Here is a 23,672-nt window from a genome sequence, read left to right as displayed (position 1 = left end):
CCTCCGGCAGTAACGTCATCGTCGGCAATCAAGTGTCCGGCAACGGGGGGACGACGTACCCGCCGATCGGTCTCACCGGCACGACAAGCGTCGTGGCCCGCAACTTCGCAGGCGCCGGCGTCGATGTGGCCGACAGCGGCGGATTCCGGCAGACCATCGATGGCTGGATCAAAGACGGAGGACTCACGAGTCTGACGAACTCGGAGATGGCTCGGAACAACTTCACCACCGGCAACGCCGGCGCCGGCCGGTTCCGCGCCGTCCGCTCGGGGTCGGTCACCGGACTCGTGATCACAAGCGACGTTCCTAGCGCGACAACGGTGACGGGGACGCTGACCGCCGAAGTCTTCATCAATTTATCGGGTATTACAGGAGGAAGTGGAACCGGGACAGGGCTAACGGCGGCGTTGGATTCGACAGAGAAGAACATCAAGGCCACGACACAGGCGATGAACGCTGATCCATTTCAAGCGGGCCATGAAATCTATGTCGCACTCACGACTGCCGCTTGGTCGGCGACCGGGGCAAAGATTCGCTGCGCCATTGAAATCGAAGATTGAGCACCGATTTTTCCAGAAAGGAAGAAACACGATGCACCGAATTCTAGTTCTCACGACTTTTTCAGTCGTATGCCTGTTCGCATCGACATGGCTCGACGAGGCCTTCGGGGCTAATCTCGAAGGGAAGGTCATGAAAGTCATTCGTGAGCACCAATCCGATTCGTCGAGCAATATTACTGTCATTGACTCGGGCAAGTTCGTCGTCGGCCCGGGGGTCGAAGTCCCGGGGTTCGGCTACCATGAGAACCCCCAATTGCCGGCGCTGATGGACGTCGACGTGACGAACAACCAGATCATCCTCACGTTGTTGATTGATCACCCCCCCGCAATCTTGGACGCCGTGACGTTCTGGGACATCAACCTTACGATTCCGTCGTTTATCGGGCGGGTCAGCATCAATCCCGCCTCGACCTGGCAGCTGGTCGCGTTTCCAGATAAAGAGGTGATCCTCATCGACTTGAATGTCAATGGCGTAGCGGGCGAGCAGTTCATCCTCAACATCGCCCCCGAACCGGCCGGGGCGACCCTCGCCGCCGGCGCCCTCGCGGCCGGCGTCCTCTTCCGCCGCCGGCGGCTGTAGGGAACGCCCTCCGCGGCGCTGCTCGTCGCTTTCGGTGAAAGCGACCTGCGTAGGTCCCTTTCTCCGAAAGGGGCTTCTCTACGCCGCGTCGCCGCGGCGTTTGGATTTGGGCGCCGCGGTTTTCGCGGGTTCCGTGGGGCGGATGTTGCTCAGCTTCGAGTCGTAACGGCCCGTCAAACGGCTCCGCAGTGCGGCCAAGCGGCCAGTCGACGTCGGCAGCGAGGTCGGCATGTCAGCCGGCGGCGCGGGGCGCTGGCCCAGCGTGCGGACCCCCAGGTCCATCCCTTCGCCGAAGTAGTACTTGCGGGCCTCGGGGTTTTGCAGAATCTCGTTCGGCTGGCCGTGGCACAGGACCTGTCCCGCGCGGATCACGTAGCTGCGATCGGTGATCTGCAGCGTCTCGCGGACCTGGTGGTCGGTGATGAGGATCGAAATGCCTCGCGAGCGCAGGTCGCGGATGATCTCTTGGATGCTGGCGATCGTCACGGGATCGATCCCCGTGAACGGTTCGTCGAGCAGAATGATCTGCGGGTCGGAGACCAGACAGCGGGCGATTTCGAGCCGCCGTCGTTCGCCCCCGGAGAGGCTCATCGCCTTGCTCTTGCGGAGCTTGGCGATGCCGAACTGCTCGAGCAGTTCGTCGCATCGCCGGCGCCGGGTCTTGCGGGGGATGCCGAGCATTTCCATGACCCCCAGCAGGTTGTTCTGCACCGACAGCTTGCGGAAGACGCTCGACTCCTGGGCGAGGTAGCCCATGCCCCCTTCCTTGGCGCGGCGGAACATGGGCCAGTTGGTGACGTCCTTGTCCGCCAGCGACACCTTGCCGGCGTCGGGGTCGATCATGCCGCAGGTCATGCGGAAGCTGGTCGTCTTGCCGGCGCCGTTGGGGCCCAAGAGGCCGACGATCTCGCCCCGTTCGACATGGAACGCGACCCCGTCGACGACCCGCCGCCGGCCGTAGTTCTTCACCAATCCTGTGACGCGCAACAGCGACATTGTCTTCCGTCCTCCTTGACGGGGCATGGCTCTTCAACGACAGCCGGCGTCCGGCCGTCGGCGATCCTCAGCGCACCAACCGCATGTCTCCGAAGTTCGGCCAACCGGGGAGCATCGGCAGGCCCGGGATGGCGCCCCAACTATGGGGCCAAAACACCGCCAGCGCCTTGCCGATCAGCAGTCGGCGATCGACGTAATGGCCGCCCGGCTCGCCGTTGCGACCGCGCGGGTCAGTCCACAATCGGGCGTCAAGGCTCTCGGGGCTGTTGTCTCCCATGACGAAGAACTGGTCCTCGCCCACTGCGAAGTCGACCGTCCGCCGCAACGCGAACCGCGACCATGCGTCGCGGCGCGACATCAATGTCGGCACGCTGTTGACCGCGGGGACGCGCGTGCCGTCCGGCAGCCGCATCTCGAAAGTGAAATGGGGATAGTCGAGCGCCCCTTGGTTGGGTTGCCCGCGTTCGTGCTTGGCGGCTACGTAGTAGATGTCGCGCAGCACGGCGAGTCGATTGATCGCGAGGCTCGTCCCGCGGGCGCCGACCCCTGCGGGGGCCAGATCGCCCTGATCGCCGGCTTGGTCCTCGTTGGCCCAGGGGAGCAGGCCCTGCCGCCCGCCGAGCAGTTCGTCGGGGTCCCAGGTCGCTCCTTCCAACTCGACCAGCTTGTCGTCGACCCACAGCCAGAGCCGATCGTCGACGTTGGCGAATCGCAAGCGGTACTTGCCGGGCGACTTCACCCGGCACTGGCCGGTCGCTTGAAAATCAAGCGGCTCGCCGGTGCGACCGTCGACGATCGAGCAATCGACGGCGCCCGTGTCGAGCGTCACGGTTGCGCGGAAGTGGTAGCCCGCCTCGACGAGGTCCAAGAGCAACTCGCCCTGAGCCTCGCGCACTTCGACGTGGCACTCGAGCGCGAGATCGCCCACCCACTCGTAGCCGGTCGAACCCGTGACGCCGTCCTGCGGCGGTTGCGACGGAGGCATCACTTGCCAGCCGAGCCGATTGGCGACGTCGCGCTGCAGCCGAGCGTTGTAGGGGTTGAAATCGCTGATCAGCTCGGGGCGTTTACTCGGCTCGAGCGCGTCGCGCTCGGCCGCGGTCAATTCCCGGTCGCCGGCGCCGAGCACCAGTTCCCACACGTCCTCGTTGGGAACGAGATGCCGATAGCGAATCCAAGCCGGTTCGCCCTCGCCGCCTGCGGCGTCGATCGTGAACGACTGCACGACGTTCCGCTCAGCGACGTCGACTTCATGCCGCCAGCCGTCGGGGGTGGTCGGCGCCCAGCGCAGCGGCCAGCCTGCCTTCGCCAGGACGCTGGGCTCGAAGTCCGTGTCATGCACTCCCTGCAGCATCGCCCGAACGATCTCGGGGGGGCGGCGCGTAATCTCGAATGCGCTCGAGCCGGGGCTCTGCACGAACAGATCCCCCTGCGTGATCTTCAGCTTGTCGCCGGGCAGGCCCGTGAGTCGCTTGATGTAGTTCATGTTCCCGTCGCCGGGATACTTGAACACGACCACGTCCCACCGCTCGGGTTCGGAGAAGTCGAGCCCGAACTTGTTCACCACGATCCGGTCGCCCGGGTAGGTGCGCTGGAAGGAAGGATCCTGCGTACCGGCCGCTTCGAGCAGTTCGGGCCTCAGGTCCGCGCGAAACGGCATCAGCCGCCGGCACATCGGGCACATCCCCCCCACCGTTTGGGCCAGTTCGGGGTTGCGGGCGTACCGGGGGGGCATGTCCTCGGGGTCTTCGCTGCTGGCGGTCACCTGAAAGCGGTAATCGCACTGGTCGCAGCGGACGTCCTTGTGGCGCCCCTGCAACGCCGGCGACATCGAACCCGTGGGGATGACGAACGCCTCGGCGACGAACGTGCGGAACATGAACGCCAGTACGAACGCCACGGCCACCGACTCAATCACCTCGCGGACCGCGTGGAACTGGCGTCCCCCCGGGGCGAGGATCGCCGGGTGGTCGTCGACCGACTCGGCTTGGGGCTCCGATTGTTTGGGCGTCTTGCGTGCCATGAGGTTCGTCGCGGCGAGCGGGCGGTAAGCGATACCGTAGGGTATTCGTTCGCTCGGAGGCGATCTAGGCGGATTAGGGAAAAGGATTTTGCCCGCCGGCGCTGCCAGCACTTCCGACAAAAATCGCCGGTGCGGCGATCCGCGGCATCGGTTACTTTTCCCGCCCCGCCGGCTGCGCTCGGCGGTGCACAAGTCCTCGCTCGGGAGCCGTTCGTCATGTCCCTCGCTCGTCTGTTCCGTCGCCGCCCGGAGGTGCCGTTCGCCGAATGGGGACACGAGATCCGCGATTTTCACCTGCCGCACGACGGCCGGGTGCAGTACGCCCAGTGGCTTCACCCGTACGAAACGCCCAAGACGATCGACCCTGCCGAGGTGGCCGGCCTGCGGCGATTCATCCGACCCGGGGACTTCGTGATTGACGTGGGCGCCCACACCGGCGATACGACCGTCCCGTTGGCGCTTGCCGCGGGGGCGTCGGGGTGCGTGCTGGCGCTCGAGCCGAACCCGCACGTGTTCAACGTGCTGGCGGTCAACGCGGCGCTCAATCGCGACAAGACGCGGATCGAGGCCCGCTGCTACGCCGCGACCGAGGAGCCCGGGCAGTTCGTCTTTCACTACAGCGACGCCAGCTTTTGCAACGGCGGGTTCAAGTCTCAGCAGCGCTGGAAACTGTTCCGCCGCAAGTATCCGCTGACCGTCGAGGGGCGCCCGCTGGCCGAGGTCCTTCGCAACGAGTTCGCCAGCCGCCTGCCGCGACTCAGCTTCGTGAAGGTCGACGCCGAAGGATACGACCGAGCCGTGCTCGCATCGATCCTGCCGATCCTGCGCGAGTATCGCCCCGTGATCCGCACCGAGGTCTTCCGCAAACTGGTGGCTCGGGAGCGACACGAACTGTTCGAGCTGCTGGCGGACAACGGCTACTCGGTCCACCGGTTCCAAGGCGGGGCCGCTCCCGAAGGAGAGCGCGTGGCCAAGGCGGACATGACCGCGGCCAAGCACTTTGACCTGCTGGCGATTCCTGCGACGCGCCAATTCCGTCGCGCCGCATAACGCGGGGCAGGAGCCAACGAGGACGCCTGATGCTTGGCTTCAGAACATTGCCGCAACGCGCACAAGACAGCAGGCAGCGAGCGTGTCGCTTTCACGGCTCGACGGCGTCGTCGATTCGCTCGATTCGCACGTCATCGATCCACGCTTCGCCCGGAGCGACGGCGAGGATACGCAGCGTGACGTTCCGGTAGCCTTCGACCGTCGGCGCCGTTGCGTCCTTGAGATCGAACTCGCCGGCGAGTTCTTGCCAGTCGTACGTCCCCGCGGGGAGCGAGACGAGCGGCTTGTCGCGGCGATCGTCGAGCACGACTTGCACGACTCCCGCGGCAGCGTCGCTGGCCTTCGCCCACAGCGAGAGGCGGTACCGGCCGCGCGGGTCGGCGGGGAGCGTCTGCGACGAAACCCCGTAACCTTGCCGAACTTCGCGCGGATAGACGACGTGCAGCGAGCGGCCCCCCCCGTGGGCGACGGTCGGGTCGAGCGTGCCGCGCGATTGGCAGCCGCCGACGTTTTGCCACGCCATTCCCGCGATGTCGTCGTTGTTCCAGTGCCGGCCCCCTTGGCCGATCTCGAAGTCGCCGTTGAGCAGCGGCAACTCGCGCGGCGGACCGGCGAGTTCGGCGAGGCGGGCGGCGACGCTGCGCCGCTTCAGCCGGGCCTCAAGCTCCGCAGAGAAGTCGGGGCTGCCGTGTTCACGAGCCGCGATCAGCACGCTGGTCAGCTCGCAGGCGGGTTTGTGCTCGATCGCGGCCGCGGCGGCGGCGAGCGCTTCTTCGCGGCGGCCCGCGGCCAGGAGCGTCCGACAGCGGCCCAATTCGCAAGCCGCGCGTTGAAACGCCGTCTCGGCGCCGGCGAGGGCCGATTCGTACCCCTCGAGCGCTGCGGCGAAGTCCTTCTGCCGTTCGTGGGCCTGGGCCAGACCGAGCCGCGCGAACAGGTCGTGCGGCGCCGCCGCCAGGGCGCGGCGGAAGTCCCCCTGCGCCGCGGCCCCTTCGCCCCGTTCCAACAACAGGCGTCCGCGCACAGCGAACGCCAACGGCGGGGGATCGACCGCCGCCAGCGCCGCGGCGACGTCTTCCCACGCCAAGTCGTTCTCCCCGAGTTGCAGCCGGGCGAACGCCCGCAGCGTGCGCCACCGCGGGTGATCGGGATTTTCGGCGAGCAAATCGTCGGCGATTTGCAGCGTCTCGGGGAGCGCGCGCTGCCGCTCCGGGTCGATCAGCCGTGGAATCGTCTCGACGTCGTAGCGCTCTCCCAGTTCGAGCGCCGCCAGCAGGGCGTCGATCGCCGCCTCGCGATTGCCGGCGATCCAGTGGGCGAACGCCACGTACCATTGCACCTCGGACCGGGTCGAAGCGACCTCGACGGCCCGTTGCGTGTCGCGAATCATCCACTGCAACATCTGCGACTCCGATTCCGCCTGGGAGACGTTGCGTGCGTCCTCGGGGTGACGGCGTCGCGACTCGATCTCCTGGCGGATCGCCCCCGACCGCTCGGCGTACGACAACCAGTAGTCGGGCTTGATCGCAATGCTGTGCCCCAGCGCGCTGCGGGCCGCGGCGTAGTGCGGGTGCGAAACGCTCGGCAGGACGACGGCCGGATCTCCTGCTTCCAACAGCTCGATGAAGCCGAAGAGGAAGTGGCTCCAGTAGTCCGCCGGCGCGAGCGCTTCGACCACCGTCAGTTGTCGTTTCGCGTTGGCCACAAAGTTGGTTTCGCCCCGAGCGTACGTCGCGGCGAGCACCGGATTTTGCGAAGCGACGACCCACAGTCCCCCCAGCATGTAGGCGTCGGCCGCAGTGACCGGGGGGTCGAGCTCCGCGGCGGCGGGCGGGGGAGTCAGGCTTTGCCCCAATCGCAGCCGGGCGCCCCCCGCGAAAAACCGCAGCGACTGCGTGCGCCGGAACCGCTGTGCCAACTCGCTGGCCGCGAGCAGCTCGCGGGCCTCGTCGGCCCCGCCGGCCGACAGCCCGGCCCGCATCATCCGTTTGCTGTGGACGCTCGCCAGCAGAACGAATTTGCGATAGACGTCGAACCGCAAGTCGTCGAGCTGATCGGCCGTGAGGTCCTCGGCCGGCAGGTTGTTCCACCAATCGCCGCGGTCGAGGGCGCCGATGCGTTCCAGCGCGTCGTAGAGTTCCGCCTGCGCCTCGGCGTCGTGCTGGAAGAAGTTCAGCTCCTCGGCCGATTCGCCCCAGCGGCGGAAGTCGGCGAGCCGGGCGGCGCGCTCGCGACGGGCGACGATCTCGTCGCGTAAGGCCGCAAATTGCGGTTCGTCGTCCAACGATTTGCTCGCGCGGTCGAGGAGCCCGACGGCGGTCTCGAACCGCCCGGTCCGCAACTCGGCGAGGGCCGTCTGCTGGGCCGCCTCGGCCGAAACTTCCAATTCGGCGGCCCGCGACTGCCGCTGTTGGTCGAGGGCGTGCTGCTGCTGCCGGCGCTCGCTCTGGACGCGGCTCCACAGGATCGACCCCGCGACGATGGCCGCGGCTGCGACCCCCTGTGCCGCCACCGCCGAGATGACCAGCGTGCGGTGATTGCGCATCCAGCGAAAGGCCCGCTCGGCGAGCGAATCCTCGTACGCGAGCACCGGCTCGTCGGAGAGCCACCGCTGCAGGTCCTCTCCCATCGCCCCCGCCGAGGCGTACCGTCGCTCGGGAAGCGGGTCGAGGGCCTTCATGCAAATCGCCGAGAGTTGCTTGGGGATCCAGCGCTCCCGTTCGCGCGGCGAGCGGAACGAACCGCGATCGATCTGCGCCATCAGCACGCCGATGTCGTCGCTGGCGTCGTGGGGCACGTCCCCCGTCAGGAGGTGGAACAGCGTCGCCCCCAGGCTGTAGACGTCGCTTTGCGGGCCGAGATCGTTGAGCCGGCCGGCGGCCTGCTCGGGGCTCATGTACGCGGGGGTTCCCACGACCGTCCCCATGCGGGTCGCCGAGCCGCTGTCGGCGCCGCTCCCCAGGCCGACCGGTTTCCACTTGGTGTAGGTGTCGACGACGATGTCTTCTTCGTCCCCGACGACCTTGGCCAGTCCCCAGTCGACGACCAGCGTCTCGCCGTAGCGTCCCAACATGATGTTGGCCGGCTTCACGTCGCGGTGGATGATGCCGCGGCTGTGGGCGTACTCCAGTGCGTTGCAGACCTCGACGAACCGCGCCAGCAGCCGCCGGAGTTCGGGGAGCTTCTCCGCACCGTCGGCGCCCTCCTCGCGCGGTTTGTGGAAGCGGTCGATCACCGCCAGCAGACTTTCGCCCCGGATCAGCCGCATGGCGTAGTACGGCCTGCCGCTGGCGTCGGCCCCCAGGGCGTAGATGGGCACGATCCCCGGGTGTTCGAGCCGCCCCGTGATCTTCGCTTCCAGCAGGAACCGCGCCCGCGAGTCCTCGTCGTCGGCCCACTGCGAGCGAATCTGCTTGAGCGCCACCGTGCGATCGATCTCGCCGTCGCGCGCCAGGAACACGGCCCCCAGCCCCCCCTGGGCATGCAGTTGGACAATCTCGAACCGATCGCTGGCGGGGAGGGGTTCGGCCGCAGCCGCGCGGGGGCCGCGCGAACCGTGCGTCGGCCCGTCGCTGGGGAGGGTCGCCAGGGCGTCCCCCTTGGGGGTGTGATACTGCGTCGCCGCCGACCCGGTGAGCCGCCGCCGCAGCTCGGTCGGCAACTCGACCAGCAGCGCCTCGATCGGTTCGCTGCGGGTCTTCATCGCCTCGGCGGCGGCGTCCTTGCGCAATTCGTCGAGCTGCTCGGGGGTGAGCCGGGCGTGTTCCGCGACCAATTCGGCCAGCGACCGCCCGGGAACGCCCCCCCACAGCCGCGCAGCGGCCTCAAGCTGCGCATCGGCAGCCCATCCCCGACGCCGGGCGAGCAGGAAGAACAGAAAGTCGCGATCCTGGGACGAGTAGGCCATACCTGCTCGGTTGTACCTTGGAGGCGACCTCCGGGCCAACTGCGGGGCCGCCAAGTCCGCGTCGTCTCCGAGAAAGCGCCGGAATTTCCGAACCCCCGCCGTCGCGAAGTGTCGGCATAAACGAGCCGGTCGCGGCGAACCCTGCCTTCTGGACGCCGGGGGCCGCAGGTTGTCGCCCCCCGGCGGCGTGGTTATCATCGGAGATTCGTTTTTTCCCGCGTTTGACCAGTTATGCCGGCCTTCCAAGCCGGACCTTCCCCATGCGTCACGTCATTTCCGCGCTGGTGCAGAACGTGCCCGGCGTGCTCGCCCACGTGGCCGGCATGCTCGCCTCGCGCGGCTACAACATCGACAGCCTCGCCGTCGGCGAGACCGAGGAGCCCGAACTCTCCCGAATGACCTTCGTGGTCGTCGGCGACGACACGGTGCTCGATCAGGTCCGCAAGCAGCTCGAAAAGATCGTCACGGTGGTCCGCGTCGACGACGTCAGCTCCAAAGAGTTCGTCGAACGCGACCTGATGCTCATCAAAGTCGAGGCCCAGGCCGCCGGCCGGGCCGAGATCCAGCAGTTGTGCGAGATCTTTCGCGGCAAGATCGTCGACGTCGCCCCCGAGCAGATCATGATCGAGATCTCGGGGCAGGAGAAGAAGATCGAAGCCTTCATCGACCTCATGCGCCCGTACGGCATCGTCGAGTTGGTCCGCACCGGCCGGATCGCGATGGTCCGCGGCGTGAATCGCCCGTTCGGCGGCGAAGCGTAGCGGACGCAAGCGTCCGATCCCCATTCACCAATCACCAGTCACCCTCTCCCCCCACACGCCCATGGCCGCCACGATCTACTACGACAAAGACGCCGACATGAAGGCCCTTGCGGGCAAGACCGTGGCCATTCTCGGTTACGGCTCGCAGGGACACGCCCACGCTCAGAACCTGCGCGACAGCGGCGTCAAAGTGGTCGTCGGCCAGCGTCCCGGCGGCAAGAACTACGACTTGGCCAAGAGCCACGGGTTCGAGCCGGTCAGCGCCGCCGAAGCCGCCAAGCAGGGGGACGTGATCAACATCCTGCTTCCGGACGAACTGCAGGCCGACGTGTTCAAGGCCGACGTGCTGCCGCACCTGAAGCCGGGCAAGGTGCTGATGTGCTCGCACGGGTTCAATATCCACTTCGGACAGATCACGCCCCCCCCGGGGGTCGACGTCCTGCTCGTGGCCCCCAAGGGCCCCGGGCACTTGGTTCGCAGCGAGTTTGAGAAGGGGGGCGGCGTTCCCTGCCTGATCGCGCTCGGGGACGGCGCGAGCGAGGAGACCTTCAAGATTGGCCTCGCCTACGCCAGCGGCATCGGCGGCGGCCGCGCGGGGGTCATTCGCACCACGATCGCCGAGGAGACCGAGACTGACCTCTTCGGCGAGCAGGCCGTCCTGTGCGGCGGCGCCGCGGCTCTGGTGAAGGCGGGCTTCGAGACGCTCGTCGAGGCCGGTTATCAGCCCGAAATGGCGTACTTCGAGTGCATGCACGAGTTGAAGCTGATCGTCGACCTGTTCTACCAGGGAGGCCTCGGCTACATGCGCTACAGCGTCTCGAACACCGCCGAGTACGGCGACTACACTCGCGGCCCGCGAATCGTCACCGACGAGACCAAGGCCGAGATGAAGAAGATCCTCGAAGAGATCCGCAGCGGTCAGTTCGCCCGCGACTGGATCCTGGAAAACCGCGCCGGCCAAGCCAGCTTCAAGGCGACCCGCCGCCGCGAACGCGAACACGGCGTCGAAACGGTCGGCAAGGAACTGCGCAAGATGATGTCGTGGATCGACGACAAGGTCGTCGACTAAGGAAGCCGCAGAGGGTTCGGCCGCAGTGAGGAAGAAGTTCCGCGCTCGGGACGCGGGCTTTGCTCCTCAACGTGCGCCGATTGGCGTCGCCCGCCTCAGCTCAAGCGCTGCGACAAATCACGAGGCGCCGTCCGGCGCAGGATCGTCGCTCTTGCGTTCCAGCGCGTCGCGGATGATCCCCTCGATCGTGCTGACCAGCTGATCGAGACGGAACGGTTTGTAGAGGACCGACTTGAGCCCCTCGCGGCGGGCCTTGACGATCGAGTGCCCCGGGTCGTAGCCGAAGCCGGTCATCAGCACCAGCGGCACGTCGTCCATCGTCTCGCGCAGCGCGACGAGGAACTCATAGCCGTTCATGTCCGGCAGGCGAATATCGGCGATGATCACGTCGTAGCGGGCGTCGGCGTCGAGGTTGCGGACCATGTACTGGGCCTCGCGGCCGTCGTGGGCCGTCTCGACGATCGTATGGTACCGTTCAAGCAACTCGTGAGCGGCGGCGCGGACCGCCTGGTCGTTGTCGACGACCAGCACGCGGCGACCCGCCAACAGCGGCCGCACTTCCTCGGCCAAGCCGCCGGGATGGGCCTGCGTGGGGGCCATTTTCCGGCCCACCTTCTGAATCGCCTTTTTGATGTCGCGGGCGTTCGCCAGGATCCGCTGCAGCCGGGCCACCACGTCGGGCTCGTGCCCGATGTAGCGCTCCATGACGTTCACGGCGTCGTTGAGGATGACGTCGATCGGCAGCGCCACGGCGCTGTGAATCGCCTCGACGCTCGCCGCGGCGGTGCTCGCCTTCTCGGCGGCGAGCAGTTCGAGCGTGTTGAGGGCCGCGGCCACGCTGCGGGCGAAGATTTCGAGAAACTGCAGGTCGCTCTCGTTGAACGCGTTCCCCTCGGGGCTCTCGACGTTCAGCGTGCCAATGAGCTGCTCGTGCAGCATCAGCGGCACGGTCATCGAGCTGCGCGCCCCGCGGGCGCCTTCCAGGTACAGCGGATCCTCGGTCGTGTGGCCGCAAAGATAGCTTTTGCCGGTGGCCGCGACGAAGCCCGTGACGCCGTTGCCGGTCTCGGCGGCGAACAGCTTGCGACGTTCCGCCTCAGGCTCCATGCCGACCGCCATGACGGGATCCAGCTCGCCCGATTCCTGGTCGAGCATGCGGATCTCGATGACGTCCAGGTGGAGCACGTCCTCCATGCAGTGAAGGATGTTGTCTTTGAGCAACTCGACGCGCTCCGCGTACTCGAGGTCGGCGACCTCGTCGGGCATGATGTCGGCCAGCGCGGTGCCGGCTTGGTGGAGCGCCACCATCTTCTGTTGCTGCAGAATTTCCTCGCTGACGTCGCGGATCGTCACGACGAGGTGCTGCGGCTCGCGCACTCCTTCCAGGATCGGCGCCGCGTGAATGCGGTAGTACTTGTTGTGCTCGGTGCGAAGCGTCGACGCGCTCGCTTGGCCCGTGGCCAGGGCGGTGGAGAAGGGGCAAAACTCGGGACCGAGGATCTCGGGACTGCCGAACACCTGGTAGAAGTTCTCGCCGACGACCGAATCGCAGCCGGCCCACTGTCGCAACCGGCCGTTGCCCCACAAGATCGTCTTCTCGGCGTCGAGCAGCACCACCCCGTCGGGCATGGCCTGCATAATGCGGTCGGCCTCCAGGAGCCGGCCGAGATCGACCGCGGCGGCAAAATGGTCGGCGTCGACGTAGACGGCGGCGAACTCCTCGCGAGCCAGTCGGGCGAGAGTACGGGCAGTCGTTGGGGCCGAGACGATTTCGACGTCGTCTCCCAATCGCTCGGGGAGATCGATCGCCTCGTCGTGGGCGCCCCCGATGTAGAGAATCCGCGGTTTGGGGGCCGCGGCGCCTGAGGCCGGACCCGCCAAGGTCGGATCCCCTGCGTGCGACGCCGAATCGGGCGGCTCTATGTCCTCTGACACCACGTTATCCCACGGTGCAAGCCGAGCAAGCGAACCAGTCGGTATTAGCCTCGCGGGAATAGGGGCATATCCCGCCATCATTGCACGGTAGTATAGGGCGCACCGGAAGCGGCAACAAGCGCGAGCGCAGCCGATCAGGGTGAATGCCCGCAAAATATTCGCTCGGGCGCTCCCGAGCGACGCCGCGCCCGAACACGCTGGCGTGCTTCCGATTCGCGAACAAACGGCCGCCAAGAGCGCCGACGGGGCGATGCTCGAGACCCGCGGAGAATCGCCGATCGACGCGATCGCCGAGGGAACGTTCTGCGTCAATTTGCGTTCCGCTGCGGCTTTTTGTTCCAGGGGGTCCAGGCGTTGTCGGAGGCGATCGTCATCGAGACCGCCGCCGCCGTCCCGCCTCGACGCGGGGGTGGACTGCCGCAGGGGGCGTCGATCGCATAGAATCTGAGCCCGCGTCGCTTTCCCCCACTGGCGTCGGCCCCTGGCCGGCGTTCCCGCCTCGTTCGCCCCCGGTACTATGGCCGTCTCCCGTCTGGTCGTCCCCGCCGCCCGCTTGCGCAACGTCGCCATTGTCGCCCACGTCGACCATGGCAAGACGACGCTCGTCGACAAGATGCTGTATCAATCGGGGCTCTACCGCAACGAGCAGCTTGACAAGCTCGCCGGCGGGCAGCACGGCCTGATTCTCGACAGCAACGACCTGGAGCGCGAGCGCGGGATCACGATCCTCGCCAAGAATTGCGCGGTCGTCTATCGGGCCGCCGACGGCGAAATGTACCGGATCAACCTGATCGACACCCCGGGCCACGCCGACTTCGGCGGCGAAGTCGAGCGGGTGCTCAATATGGCCAGCGGCACGCTGCTGTTGGTCGACGCCTACGAGGGACCGATGCCGCAGACGCGGTTCGTGCTGCAGAAGTCGCTGGAGTGCGGCCTGCAACCGATCGTCGTCGTCAACAAGGCCGACCGCCCCGACGCCCGTCCTCACGAGGTCGTCGACGAGGTGTTCGACTTGCTCGTGGACCTGGGAGCGCCGAACGAGGTGCTCGACTTCACCACGGTGTTTGCGTCGGGGCGCGACGGCTGGGCGACGCTCGACCTCGACCAGCCGAACGCCGATCTGACGCCGCTGTTCGAGGCGATCGTTCGGCACGTGCCCCCCCCGGGCGACAACGCCGCGGCGGCTCAACCGATGCAGTTGTCGGTGACCTCGCTCGATTACTCCGACTACGTCGGCCGAATCGCAATCGGTCGGGTTCACGCCGGCACGATCAAGCGCAAGCAGACCGTGGCTGTCATCGACCACCTGGGCGAGGTCGCCCGTCGGCAAGTCAGCCAGTTGCTGGCGTTCGAGGGGCTCGAGCGGATCGAGGTCGACGAAGTGGCCGCCGGCGATCTGTGCGCCGTCGTGGGGCTTGAACCGATCGAGATCGGCGATACGATCGCCGACGCCGAACAGCCCCACCGACTCCCCACGATCAAAGTCGACGAACCGACGCTCCACATGACGTTTCGCGTCAACGACGGCCCCTTTTCGGGCCGGGACGGCAAGTTCCTGACCAGCCGGCAGATTTCCGAGCGACTCGAACGCGAACTCCGCTCCAACGTCGCGTTGCGGGTGAGCCCCGGCGCCACGCAGGAGCAGTTTCGCGTCTCGGGACGCGGGCTGATGCATCTGGGAATCCTCATCGAAAACATGCGCCGCGAGGGGTACGAACTGTGCGTCGGGAAGCCGACGGTCATCACCCGCGAAATCGACGGCGTCAAATGCGAGCCGATCGAGATGCTGGTCGTCGACTGCCCCGACGACAACCAGAACGCCGTCATGGCTTTGCTGGGCGATCGCCGGGCGGAACTGGTGAAGATCAGCCGCCGCTCGTCGGGCGCGGGGTTCGTTCACATGGAGTTCAAGATTCCGGCCCGTTCGCTGATGGGATTGCGCAGCCGCATGCTCAACGCGACCGCGGGGCAGGCGATCATGCACCATACACTGCTGGGCTACGAACCGATCCGCGGCGAGACCCCGAGCCGAGCCCTGGGGACGCTCATCGCCAACGAAACGGGCCAAGCGACCGCCTACGCTCTCGACGCCTTGTACGACCGCGGCGTGTTCTTCATCCGCCCCGGCGACAGCGTCTACGAGGGGCAAGTCGTCGGCGAGAATTGCCGGGCCGGCGATCTGGTCGTCAACGTGGTGCGGGCGAAGAAGCTGACCAACGTCCGCGCCGCGGGCAAGGACGACAACAGCCAAGTCCGCCCCGTGCGCGACATGTCGCTGGAAGGATGCCTCGAATACATCGAAGACGACGAGCTTGTGGAAATCACCCCCACGAAAGTCCGGCTCCGCAAGGCGATGCTGCTGGAGAACGACCGCCGGCGGGCGAACCGGCAAGCCGCGGCCATGGCGTGACGGGCCGACGGTTTGCCGCCGCCTTGCCCCGCGCGATCGCTCCAACTGCGCCAATCGGACCGCCGGAGGCAAGCGGCGCGAACCGCCCCCCGTGTCGCGGCCGATCCCTCCGGCCCTCAAGCTATGATTCGTGAGGCGCAGCCTCCGCGCAGACGGCTGCCGTGCAGGCGCCTCCGACGCACCGTCGTGCGCCGGGCTGCTCGATCACTTCCTCGCTGCGAGCTTCGTACCATGTCGTCACTGCACATCGTCCGCCGTCGGACTCGGCACGGCCGCGCGCGTCGCGGGGCGTCGTTGTTGGAAACCTTGGGTTGCATGATCGCGCTCTGCGCGGGGCTGGTCTTCGGCGCCAATTACATGGGGGTCGACCTCAAAGGAATCGCCGCGGGAACGCTCAAGAGCGCGTCGATCGCGGCTCCCGAGTGGCTCTCCGACGCCGAGCCGCCGGCGCTGGGTCTGACCGCCGAGGGCGTTGTCGAGCCGGCGCCCGCAGCGGTCGACGCGCAGAGCCCCGCCTCGCCGTCTGCCGAGAGCGTCGCCCCGCCGAGCGCGGATCCGGCTCCCGCCGAACCGGTGACGCCGGAGACGGCCCGACAGCGTCAACGAGACTCCCTCGGCTATCTTGTGCCGCTCACCTCGGAACAAAAGGCGGTCCTCACCCGCGCGTACTGGGACGAGTTGGCGACGATCATGGCCGCCGAACGGGCCAGTCGCGAAGCGTCGATCGACAACGTGCACGAACTGCAACTGTTCGACTACCTGACCGACCGCAAGAACGCCCACGGGGCGGCCGTCGCGGCGATCGAGGAACTCGACTCGTTGGGCGTCGATCCGCAGGTCAAGTCGTTCGCCGAAAAGGTGCTCGCCTGGCACGAGGAAGGGCAAGCGCTGTTCGCGCGTGCGATTGCGCTGCTCACGAACGCCCCCACGGCGCAGCTCACCGGCCCGTTCGCCCAAAGCTGGCAGAGCGCCGCGAAACAGCACCGCATGGAAGAGCGGCTCGTGCTCGAGAAACGCACCGCCGTCCAGACGTTGCTCGACCACGAGCTGGCGGGGACGACTGCCGCGTCGGCGGCGCCGACGTCCCGTCCGTAACGACTCCGACCGGGCGGTCATGAACGCCGCTCGGCATGACGACAGCAATGAGACGCACGATGATGACTTGCAAAATCGGACGAGCGGCGGCATGGATCTTGGCGGCGGCGATGTTCGCCCAGTCGGCCGGAGCCGGAGTCTTCTGGCGGCACTGCTGCCGGTGCCGGCCTTGTCCGCCGTCGTGCTGCGAGGAGGCCGCTTGTTGCGCGGCGACGGTCGACTGTCCTTTGGCAAGCGAGCCGGGCGATTGTTCACCCGATCAAGAACCGCCGGCGCCTACTGAGACCGAGGCAATCGCGCCGACGGTCTCGACGCCCGAGCCGGTCCCGACCCCTGCCGCGACCGATCCGACGCCCGCGGACGAACCGGGTGAAGAGGACGCCGCGGAGGAAGTTCGCCCGTTGTCCGCAGCGGTCGCCCCGCCGGTTTGGTCGCCGGAGCGCCCGGCCGCGGCTGACGCCGACGCTCCGAGCGAGTCGATTGCGCCTGCTGAGGATGATTCGTCGTCCCCAGCCCCTGTGCCCGCACCGATCGACGAGCCGACGCCGCAGCCCGCGCCGGCCGCCGATCCCGCAGTCGCGGACGAGGCAGCGGACGAGGCCGCTAAGACCGAGGACGCCGCCGAACCCGCTGCAGACGATCTCGACATGTCCGCGGATCAGGGCGCATACGAGGACGAGGGCGCGTCGATTTTCGGCGAATTCGACGACGCCGAAGAATCCGGGGACGATTCGACCGAAGACGCGGCCGACGAATCCGCAGAGGACTCGGAGGACCAGCCCGACGCTGAATCGGAAGCGCTGGACGACCCGTTCGCCCCGCAGCCGGAGTCGAGCGACGAGCCGGCTGAGGACGAGTCGGAGTCGACCCCCGACGCCGACGACCTGTTCGGCCCGCTCGGCGTCACGGGGCCGGACGAGGCGCTTCGCGCGGCGGGCGGTCTGGCCAGTTCCGCTCCGCGCGGTTGGTCCACGCTCGACGCTCGCCGCAAGTGGGCGGCCCGCCTTGCCCGCGTAACCGCCGACGAAGCGGTCTTTGTGCAGCCGAGCGGTCTGGAGACGCGATGCATGCTCGCCGAGCTCAGCACGGACGACTTGCGGTTCGTCCAGCAGCAAGTTCGCGCCCGGCACGAACAACTCGCCCGGCAGGAGCGAAACGGCGACTCGCAAGTGGCGGCGGTCGCAGGTCGGTGAGCGTCGCTCGCAACGACAGCCAGGCGGAACTTGGCACTCCCATGCCGGACCATGTCCAGACAGGAGTTTCGTCGTGCGCATCGTGGTGCTGCCCAATCGCCGCAATTCAAAGACGAGCCCGCTGCTAGCAGGCTGCGCCGTCAATCGGTCTTGATCTCGGCAAGTTCGCTGGCGACGACGCCGCGTGCCGGCCGATGGAGACGATGCAGGACTGCGCTGTCGCTCGGTCCGGCCCGCTGGGCTTGTCTCACTTCTCGTCGGTGTGCGAATGAATCCGTTGCTCGCTGCGATTGCTGCGCCGGCGGCCCTGACGGTCGCTCGGACTGCGGGGACGGTCGTTGCCGGCGGGGTCGAGTCGTTCGCCGACGCCCTCTCCGGGGCGTTTGCCCGCAGCACAGGGACGGAAGCGCCTTCGGCCGACCAGCCCGAGACGCGTTCGCTCCGCGACCGTTTAGAGCAACGACTTGCCGCGGTGCTGGCGCCGTTTTGGGGAAGCGGGGACCAGATCGGCGTCAGCGTCGATCGCGCCACGGGCGAGTTGGCCGTCCACGGCGATTCGCCCGCCGCCGAGGCGCTCCGCACCGCGCTGGCCGAGGACCCGCACCTGCAGGACGACCTGCGAACGTATCTGGACGAGGAATCTGCCAAGACGAACGACGAAGTGTCGTTTTTTTCCGACGTGTTCGCCGCGAGCCGGTCGCTGCAGATCGAACTGCTCAAGGACGGGCTTGCTCTGAGCGCCGCGGAGTAGCACGAGCGCACGCCGACGCCCTCAGAAATCGCGGAGCGATTTCGGCGGCCACGCGGCGCGCAACGCATTGAGCACTGCGACGACGTCGATCGCTTCCTGGGCCACGGCGCCCGCGACGGGCGGCAGCCACCCCGCGGCGGCCAAGCCCATCCCCACGACGCTCGCGGCCATTCCTCCGACGGCGCTTTGCAGCGCGATCCGCCGCATCCGTCGGCTGATGTGCATGAACTCGTCCAGCTTCCCCAGCGAACTGTCCATGACGACCACGCCCGCGGCCTCGGTCGTCACGTCGCTGTTCTGGCCGAAGGCGATCCCCACCGTCGCCGCGAGCAGCGCGGGGGCGTCGTTGATGCCGTCTCCCACGAACAGCGTGGGGGCGACGGCGGTCTCGGCCCGAACCCGCTCGAGCTTCTCCTCGGGGCTTTGGCCGGCGTAGATCTCGCTGATTCCGACCGCGTCGGCGAGATAGCGGACCTCCGACTCGCGATCGCCCGACAGCAGCATGATTCGCTCGATCGCGTGACGGGGGGCGAGATGTTCGATGAACGGCGCCCCGTCGCGGCGTGGGGCGTCGCGGAATTGATAGGTCGCGGCCAAGCGGTCGTCGACCAGCACCACGCATTCCATGCCGCCGACAGCTGGGGGAAGCATTGTCGCCGCCACGGGATTTTTCTCCGCCAGCTGCGCACGATTGGTGATCCGCACGCGTTGCGAGCCGACCTCGCCGACTAGCCCGGCGCCAGGGGCTTCGTGGACGGAGCCAACCTCGCGGGTCGGCACGCGGCGGGCCTCGCTCGCCCGCCGAATCGCCGAGGCGAGGGGATGTTTCGAGTAGCGTTCGACGCTCGCCGCGAGCGCCAGCACTTCGTCGGCGTCGAACCCGTCGGCAAGCGACTCGCCCACCAACTGCGGCGCGCCGTAGGTGAGCGTCCCCGTCTTGTCGAGGATGACGGTTCGGCAGCGGTCGGCCCGTTCGAGAGCCGCGGGGTCGCGGACGATGATCGCCCGCCGTGCCGCGAGCGAGATCGAGCCGATGATCGCCACGGGAATGGCGATCAACAACGGGCAGGGAGTCGCCACGACCAGCACGGCGAGAAACCGCACGGGGTCGCCCGACGCCAGCCACGCCCCCCCGGCCACCGCCAAGGCCAGCGGCGTGTAGAACGCCCCCAACTGGTCCCCCAGCCGCCGCAACTGCGGGCGCTGTTGCTGCGAGGTTTCCATGACGCGCATGATCTTGGCGTACCGCGAGTCGATCGCCAGCTTGTCGGCGCGGATCGTCAAGGCCGATTCGCCGTTGATCGCCCCCGACAGCACCGCCGCGCCGGCGGTCTTGGCCATCTGGTACGGCTCGCCCGTGAGGTACGATTCGTCCATCACGCCGTGTCCTTCGACGACCGTGCCGTCGACCGGGCACACTTCGTGCGGAAACACCATGACCAGATCGCCGACCTGCACGGCGGCCAGTTGCACGTCGACCAATCGCGACCCTTCCTTGCGATGCGCCAAGGCGGGCATCCGTTTGGCGAGCGCGGCCAGCACCGACGAGGCGCTCCGCACGGCGTACGATTCGAGCGCCTCGCCCCCGGAGAGCATCAGCACCACGAGCGTCCCCGCGAGGTATTCGCCCAACAGGGCCGAGGCGACGATCGAGATTCCCGCGAGCAGATCGGAGCCGAACTGCCGGCGGACGAGCTTGGCCGAAAGCTCGACGACCAGCGGCGTTCCGCCTAGGGCGAGCGCGATCCACAACGGCCAGTCGGCCCGCGCGGCGACTTCTTCCCCGCCTGCCAACCGCATCGCCAGGTGCACGGCGATCATCGCCAGGGCCAGCGCGGCGATCGCCGCCTGCCGCCGCGCCGGCGTGAGGATCGAGACCAGAGGGCCCATGCCTTCATCATACGAACCGCCTGCGCTCCCCGGGAGAGCTCCGAGGCTGCGGCACAGGGGGTCAATCGAGACGTCGTCTCATGACGGGAGTACAACGCTCTGTCGAGACCGTGACCATCGGGCCGTCCCGAAGAACTTGGCCGCTTACGCAGGTCCCCGTTGCCGGACGGCTTCGTAGAACATGATCGCGGCGGCGACCGAGACGTTCAGGCTGTCGGCCAAGCCGTGCATGGGGAGGCGCACGGAAAGGACGTCGACCTGCCGCCAAACGTCGGAGAGTCCCGCGGCCTCGCTCCCCAACAGGATGGCGGCGCCGCCGCGATAGTCGACCGCCGTGTAAAGTTCCGTCGCGTCGGGACGGGTCGCCACGAGCGGCACGCCGAGGCCGCACAGCCAGGGGAGCGCCTCAGCGGTCGTCGCCGTGCAAACGTGCCGACCGAACACCGTGCCGAGGCTTGCTCGGATCGTCTGCGGGTTGTAAAGATCGGTCCGCGGATCGACGACGACGACCGCGTCGACCCCGGCCCCGTCGGCGCTCCGCAAGACGGCGCCGACGTTGCCCGGCTTCTCGATCCCTTCGAGCACGGCCACGAGCGGCGCGGGGGGGAGCTGCAACTCGGCGAGCGACCGTCGCGGCGGCACGGCGACCGCGACCGCTCCGCTGCCGCGCTGGCCGAAGCAGAGTTTCTCGAACACTTCGGGGGTCACGGTGGCGAACTCGCGGGCCGCGGAGCGGAGGGCGGCGATCTCAGGTGCGGCCTGGGGATCGCCCAGTGCCGCGACGAGCGGTTCGCAGACAAACGCCTCGGCGATCTCGACCCCTGCGGCGATCGCCCGGGCGATTTCTCGCGGCCCGTCGATCAGAAACCGAGCCGCGACCTCACGCTTGCGCCCGGTGCGCAGTTTGGCGGCGTCTTTGACGCGCGGATTGTGGCGGCTTGTGATATGCACGAGGGGAAACGCGAGGGGAGAGGGAATAAGCGGCAAGGTCCGACCAAGTCGAAATCGTCTGATCACGAGTCACCGGCCACCAGTCGCCCCGTTCATTCCTCAGCCGCCGCCTCATCCTGCTCCTGACGGACGGCGGCGTTGATGCGGGCGAGGATCGCTTGCGGGGTCGGGTCGTCGGGGGCGAGTTGCGTCATCCGCTCGAGCGCTGCGACGGCTTGGGGCCACTTCTGTTGCCGCTCGCAGATCAGCGCCAAAGCGAGCCAGCTTTGATAGTCGTTGGGCCCCAGGCGGCATGCTTCGACGAGCGACCTGCGCGCTTCGTCGAGATCCCCCAACAGATACAGCAACATCGCCTTGCGATAGTAGGGCGTCGGATTGCCGGGCAACAGGCCCGTGTCGCGGGTTAACAGTTCGACCTCCTCTTCCCGCAGCGCTCGCACCTCGTCAGCGTCTCCCCCCTCGGCTTCGACCAGCCGGGCCAGTTCGCCGCGGGGACCAGTCAGATACGGCTCGCGAGCGATCGCAGCTCGCAGTTCGGCGATCGCCTGCGGCAACTCGCCCAGTCGAAGCGCCAAGCTGGCCAGATTCAGATGGGCGGACGCTCGTTCGAGATGAAGCTGCTGCGCCGCGCGGAACTCCTCGACCGCCTCGTCCAAGGCCGCGCGAAATTCGCTCTGAGCGAGCTCCCCGGCGGCCTCGACCATCCGATGCGCCGTGGCCAGCCGGACCGAGCGGGTCCCGTCGCGCAGCATGGGCGCCGTCTTCTCGATGAATCGCGAGCGTGTCTGTCCCCACGGGTTGAGCGCCGCCTCGGCTTCGTCGTCGCGCGGACCGTCCTGCGACGGGGGGGGCGGCAGCGGCAGGGCCCGCACCGCGGCGCTGCGGACCAGCGGGCTGTCGTCGCGCAGCGAGCGCTCGACCGCCGCCAGGGCGTCCGGCCCCGGGTAGCGGGCAGCCAACTCGATCGCCGTGGCGCGGACGATCGCCGGGGCGTCGCGCCGGCCGATCCACTCGCGCAGGGCCTCGTCGGCGCCCGGTTCGCCGGCCCGACCCGCGGCGATCGCCGCGGCCCAGCGAGGATCGTCGGGTCGCTTCTCGCCGTACCACGCGCGGACCGCCTCGGCCGCCCACTCGGCGTCTTCCTCAGGCTTCGTGTGGCAGTTGTTGCAGGCGTTGGGCGTGCCGAGCGCCGCCGTCAGATCCGGTCGCGGGACCCGCATGCTGTGATCGTGCCGATCGTCGACGACCATGTAGGTGCGGGTGGGCATGTGACAGCTCACGCACTGCGTCTCCGCCGCGTCGGCAGCCGCGGCGACGTGGCGATGGTGGTTGGGGGTGTCGTACTTGCCCGGCTGGTGACACTGGGCGCACAGTCGGTTCCCTTCGTACTTCAGCTTGAGCGAATGGGGATCGTGACAATCGCTGCAGCGGACTCCCTGGCGGTACATCTTGCTCTGCAGGAACGAGCCGTAGACGTACACTTCGTCCTGAATCTGTCCGTCGGCGTGGTAGAGCCCCTCCTCCAGCAGCGCCGGCTCGAAATGATCGAGGTAGTTCGCCCCGGCATGATAGTCGCCGTGCACTTGCGCGCGGCGCGAGTGGCAGGGAGCGCACGTGTCGACTTGCTTCACGTTCGTCGCCCCTTTGAGCGTGTTCGCCATGCCGTAGCCGACGTTGCGGTCCCAGAACAACGAACGGCCCTCAGCCAGCTTCACGTGCACGCTTCCCGGGCCGTGGCACATCTCGCAACTGACGTCGATCTCGTTGTAGGTCGACTGGTACGTGTCCGCGACGGGGTCGTAGTTCTTGCGATAATCGGTCGTGTGGCACTCGGCGCACATCGTGTTCCAGTTCTGGGCGAGGCCCGTCCAGTGGAGCGGGTCGCCGGATTCGATGCGCGAGTCGGGCACGTCCTCGGGCGTGACGAAAAACCACTCGTTCTTGCGGACGTCCCACGATTCGCGGAGGACCTGGATCCGCCCGTCGGGGAACTCGACCATGTACTGCTGCAGCGGGTTGACGCCGAAGGTGTACTTCACCTCGTAGTCGCGGAACTGTCCGTCGGGGCCCTCGGTCTGGACCATGAATCGGTCCCCGTCGCGGAAGAACCGCGTCTCGACTCCCAGCCGCTCGAACCGGGCGTCGTTGAAGTCCCCCAGCACGGATTCGTCGGTCGCCAGTTCCATCGCCCGATCGTGATTCGAGCCGTGCCACAGGGCGGCTTCCGCCTGATGGCAGGCGATGCACGACTGCCGTCCGACGTACGTCGCCGTGCGAAGCGACGAAAACGGCTCGGCCGAATACCAGTCGGCCGCGGCCCAGGCGGCCAACAGCGCAATCGCCGCGGCCAACAACACGAGCGAACGACCCACAAGCGGCGAGGCCAATGGCATGGAGAGCACTGCAAGCGGTCGATGGCGAGGCGACTTCCCGGCGGCGCGGGGAATCGTTCCATCTTACTCGCGTTCACGGCAGGCGTCACTCGGCTGCAGATTCGAGGC

General features: G+C 67.6%; 16 protein-coding genes. 9 read left to right on the top strand and 7 right to left on the bottom strand.

The features are described from left to right. Both KF688_17365 and KF688_17360 read left to right on the top strand, forming a co-directional pair. Positions 1–560 (top strand): hypothetical protein (locus KF688_17365; GenBank protein ID MBX3427452.1); only part of this gene is annotated, 560 nt, incomplete at its 5' end. A 31-nt stretch (positions 561–591) separates the two neighbouring features. Further along, positions 592–1,140 carry a hypothetical protein gene (locus KF688_17360; GenBank protein MBX3427451.1) on the top strand — a complete coding sequence of 183 codons (549 nt, stop codon included), beginning with the start codon at positions 592–594 and terminating at the stop codon, positions 1,138–1,140. Positions 1,141–1,218: 78 nt separating this feature from the next. Here KF688_17360 and lptB read toward each other — a convergent pair whose 3' ends face one another. Continuing rightward, a complete protein-coding gene (gene lptB / locus KF688_17355) occupies positions 1,219–2,136 on the bottom strand; it encodes an LPS export ABC transporter ATP-binding protein (GenBank protein MBX3427450.1) in 918 nt (305 codons plus the stop codon). A 67-nt stretch (positions 2,137–2,203) separates the two neighbouring features. Beyond that, the gene (gene lepB, locus KF688_17350) at positions 2,204–4,159 is read right to left on the bottom strand and encodes a signal peptidase I (protein MBX3427449.1); all 1,956 of its coding nucleotides are present in this window, start codon (positions 4,157–4,159) and stop codon (positions 2,204–2,206) included. 216 nt (positions 4,160–4,375) lie between these two features. Between lepB and KF688_17345 the strand changes: the two genes are divergently transcribed. Beyond that, positions 4,376–5,209 carry an FkbM family methyltransferase gene (locus KF688_17345; GenBank protein ID MBX3427448.1) on the top strand — a complete coding sequence of 278 codons (834 nt, stop codon included), beginning with the start codon at positions 4,376–4,378 and terminating at the stop codon, positions 5,207–5,209. 91 nt (positions 5,210–5,300) lie between these two features. Here KF688_17345 and KF688_17340 read toward each other — a convergent pair whose 3' ends face one another. Next, a complete protein-coding gene (locus KF688_17340; GenBank protein MBX3427447.1) occupies positions 5,301–9,116 on the bottom strand; it encodes a protein kinase in 3,816 nt (1,271 codons plus the stop codon). A 260-nt stretch (positions 9,117–9,376) separates the two neighbouring features. Here KF688_17340 and ilvN point away from each other — a divergent pair, with 260 nt between their 5' ends. Together ilvN and ilvC are read left to right on the top strand one after the other, a co-directional pair. Further along, on the top strand, positions 9,377–9,877 hold the full coding sequence (ilvN, locus tag KF688_17335; GenBank protein MBX3427446.1) for an acetolactate synthase small subunit: 501 nt from the start codon (positions 9,377–9,379) through the stop codon (positions 9,875–9,877). Between the two features lie 61 nt (positions 9,878–9,938). Continuing rightward, entirely contained in the window at positions 9,939–10,946 is a 1,008-nt protein-coding gene (ilvC, locus tag KF688_17330) for a ketol-acid reductoisomerase (GenBank protein MBX3427445.1), read from the top strand. A 117-nt stretch (positions 10,947–11,063) separates the two neighbouring features. Here the strand turns inward: ilvC and KF688_17325 are convergent, their stop codons facing one another. Continuing rightward, the gene (locus KF688_17325) at positions 11,064–12,584 is read right to left on the bottom strand and encodes a response regulator (GenBank protein ID MBX3427444.1); all 1,521 of its coding nucleotides are present in this window, start codon (positions 12,582–12,584) and stop codon (positions 11,064–11,066) included. 814 nt (positions 12,585–13,398) lie between these two features. Between KF688_17325 and typA the strand changes: the two genes are divergently transcribed. From typA to KF688_17305, 4 genes are all read left to right on the top strand, one after another. Then, the gene (typA, locus tag KF688_17320) at positions 13,399–15,291 is read left to right on the top strand and encodes a translational GTPase TypA (GenBank protein MBX3427443.1); all 1,893 of its coding nucleotides are present in this window, start codon (positions 13,399–13,401) and stop codon (positions 15,289–15,291) included. A 315-nt stretch (positions 15,292–15,606) separates the two neighbouring features. Then, positions 15,607–16,386, top strand: a complete 780-nt coding sequence (locus KF688_17315; protein ID MBX3427442.1) for a hypothetical protein — start codon at positions 15,607–15,609, stop codon at positions 16,384–16,386. Positions 16,387–16,445: 59 nt separating this feature from the next. Continuing rightward, positions 16,446–17,579, top strand: coding sequence for a hypothetical protein (locus KF688_17310; GenBank protein MBX3427441.1), 1,134 nt, complete (start codon positions 16,446–16,448; stop codon positions 17,577–17,579). A gap of 268 nt (positions 17,580–17,847) precedes the next feature. Beyond that, positions 17,848–18,330 carry a hypothetical protein gene (locus tag KF688_17305; GenBank protein ID MBX3427440.1) on the top strand — a complete coding sequence of 161 codons (483 nt, stop codon included), beginning with the start codon at positions 17,848–17,850 and terminating at the stop codon, positions 18,328–18,330. A gap of 21 nt (positions 18,331–18,351) precedes the next feature. On the opposite strand, the gene cadA is transcribed toward KF688_17305, so the two are convergent. The 3 genes from cadA to KF688_17290 all read right to left on the bottom strand — a co-directional run bounded on the left by cadA (position 18,352) and on the right by KF688_17290 (position 23,564). Next, complete coding sequence (cadA, locus tag KF688_17300; protein ID MBX3427439.1) at positions 18,352–20,220, bottom strand: cadmium-translocating P-type ATPase; 1,869 nt, start codon at positions 20,218–20,220, stop codon at positions 18,352–18,354. A 144-nt stretch (positions 20,221–20,364) separates the two neighbouring features. Further along, entirely contained in the window at positions 20,365–21,171 is an 807-nt protein-coding gene (locus KF688_17295) for an RNA methyltransferase (GenBank protein MBX3427438.1), read from the bottom strand. A 92-nt stretch (positions 21,172–21,263) separates the two neighbouring features. Further along, complete coding sequence (locus KF688_17290; protein MBX3427437.1) at positions 21,264–23,564, bottom strand: tetratricopeptide repeat protein; 2,301 nt, start codon at positions 23,562–23,564, stop codon at positions 21,264–21,266. Positions 23,565–23,672: the final 108 nt, after the last annotated feature.

Source organism: Pirellulales bacterium, from assembly GCA_019636345.1.
GTDB lineage: Bacteria > Planctomycetota > Planctomycetia > Pirellulales > Lacipirellulaceae.
This window is presented reverse-complemented; position numbering and strand designations above follow the sequence as displayed.

What these genes read in the sequence shown, in the direction of transcription:
- lepB (MBX3427449.1), bottom strand. Translation starts at nt 4,159, where the DNA reads ATGGCACGCAAGACGCCCAAACAATCGGAGCCCCAAGCCGAGTCGGTC.
- KF688_17345 (MBX3427448.1), top strand. Translation starts at nt 4,376, where the DNA reads ATGTCCCTCGCTCGTCTGTTCCGTCGCCGCCCGGAGGTGCCGTTCGCC.
- KF688_17325 (MBX3427444.1), bottom strand. Translation starts at nt 12,584, where the DNA reads ATGCAGGCCATGCCCGACGGGGTGGTGCTGCTCGACGCCGAGAAGACG.
- ilvN (MBX3427446.1), top strand. Translation starts at nt 9,377, where the DNA reads ATGCGTCACGTCATTTCCGCGCTGGTGCAGAACGTGCCCGGCGTGCTC.
- KF688_17340 (MBX3427447.1), bottom strand. Translation starts at nt 9,116, where the DNA reads ATGGCCTACTCGTCCCAGGATCGCGACTTTCTGTTCTTCCTGCTCGCC.
- KF688_17315 (MBX3427442.1), top strand. Translation starts at nt 15,607, where the DNA reads ATGATCGCGCTCTGCGCGGGGCTGGTCTTCGGCGCCAATTACATGGGG.
- KF688_17305 (MBX3427440.1), top strand. Translation starts at nt 17,848, where the DNA reads ATGAATCCGTTGCTCGCTGCGATTGCTGCGCCGGCGGCCCTGACGGTC.
- cadA (MBX3427439.1), bottom strand. Translation starts at nt 20,220, where the DNA reads ATGGGCCCTCTGGTCTCGATCCTCACGCCGGCGCGGCGGCAGGCGGCG.
- typA (MBX3427443.1), top strand. Translation starts at nt 13,399, where the DNA reads ATGGCCGTCTCCCGTCTGGTCGTCCCCGCCGCCCGCTTGCGCAACGTC.
- KF688_17290 (MBX3427437.1), bottom strand. Translation starts at nt 23,564, where the DNA reads ATGCCATTGGCCTCGCCGCTTGTGGGTCGTTCGCTCGTGTTGTTGGCC.
- KF688_17310 (MBX3427441.1), top strand. Translation starts at nt 16,446, where the DNA reads ATGATGACTTGCAAAATCGGACGAGCGGCGGCATGGATCTTGGCGGCG.
- KF688_17360 (MBX3427451.1), top strand. Translation starts at nt 592, where the DNA reads ATGCACCGAATTCTAGTTCTCACGACTTTTTCAGTCGTATGCCTGTTC.
- ilvC (MBX3427445.1), top strand. Translation starts at nt 9,939, where the DNA reads ATGGCCGCCACGATCTACTACGACAAAGACGCCGACATGAAGGCCCTT.
- lptB (MBX3427450.1), bottom strand. Translation starts at nt 2,136, where the DNA reads ATGTCGCTGTTGCGCGTCACAGGATTGGTGAAGAACTACGGCCGGCGG.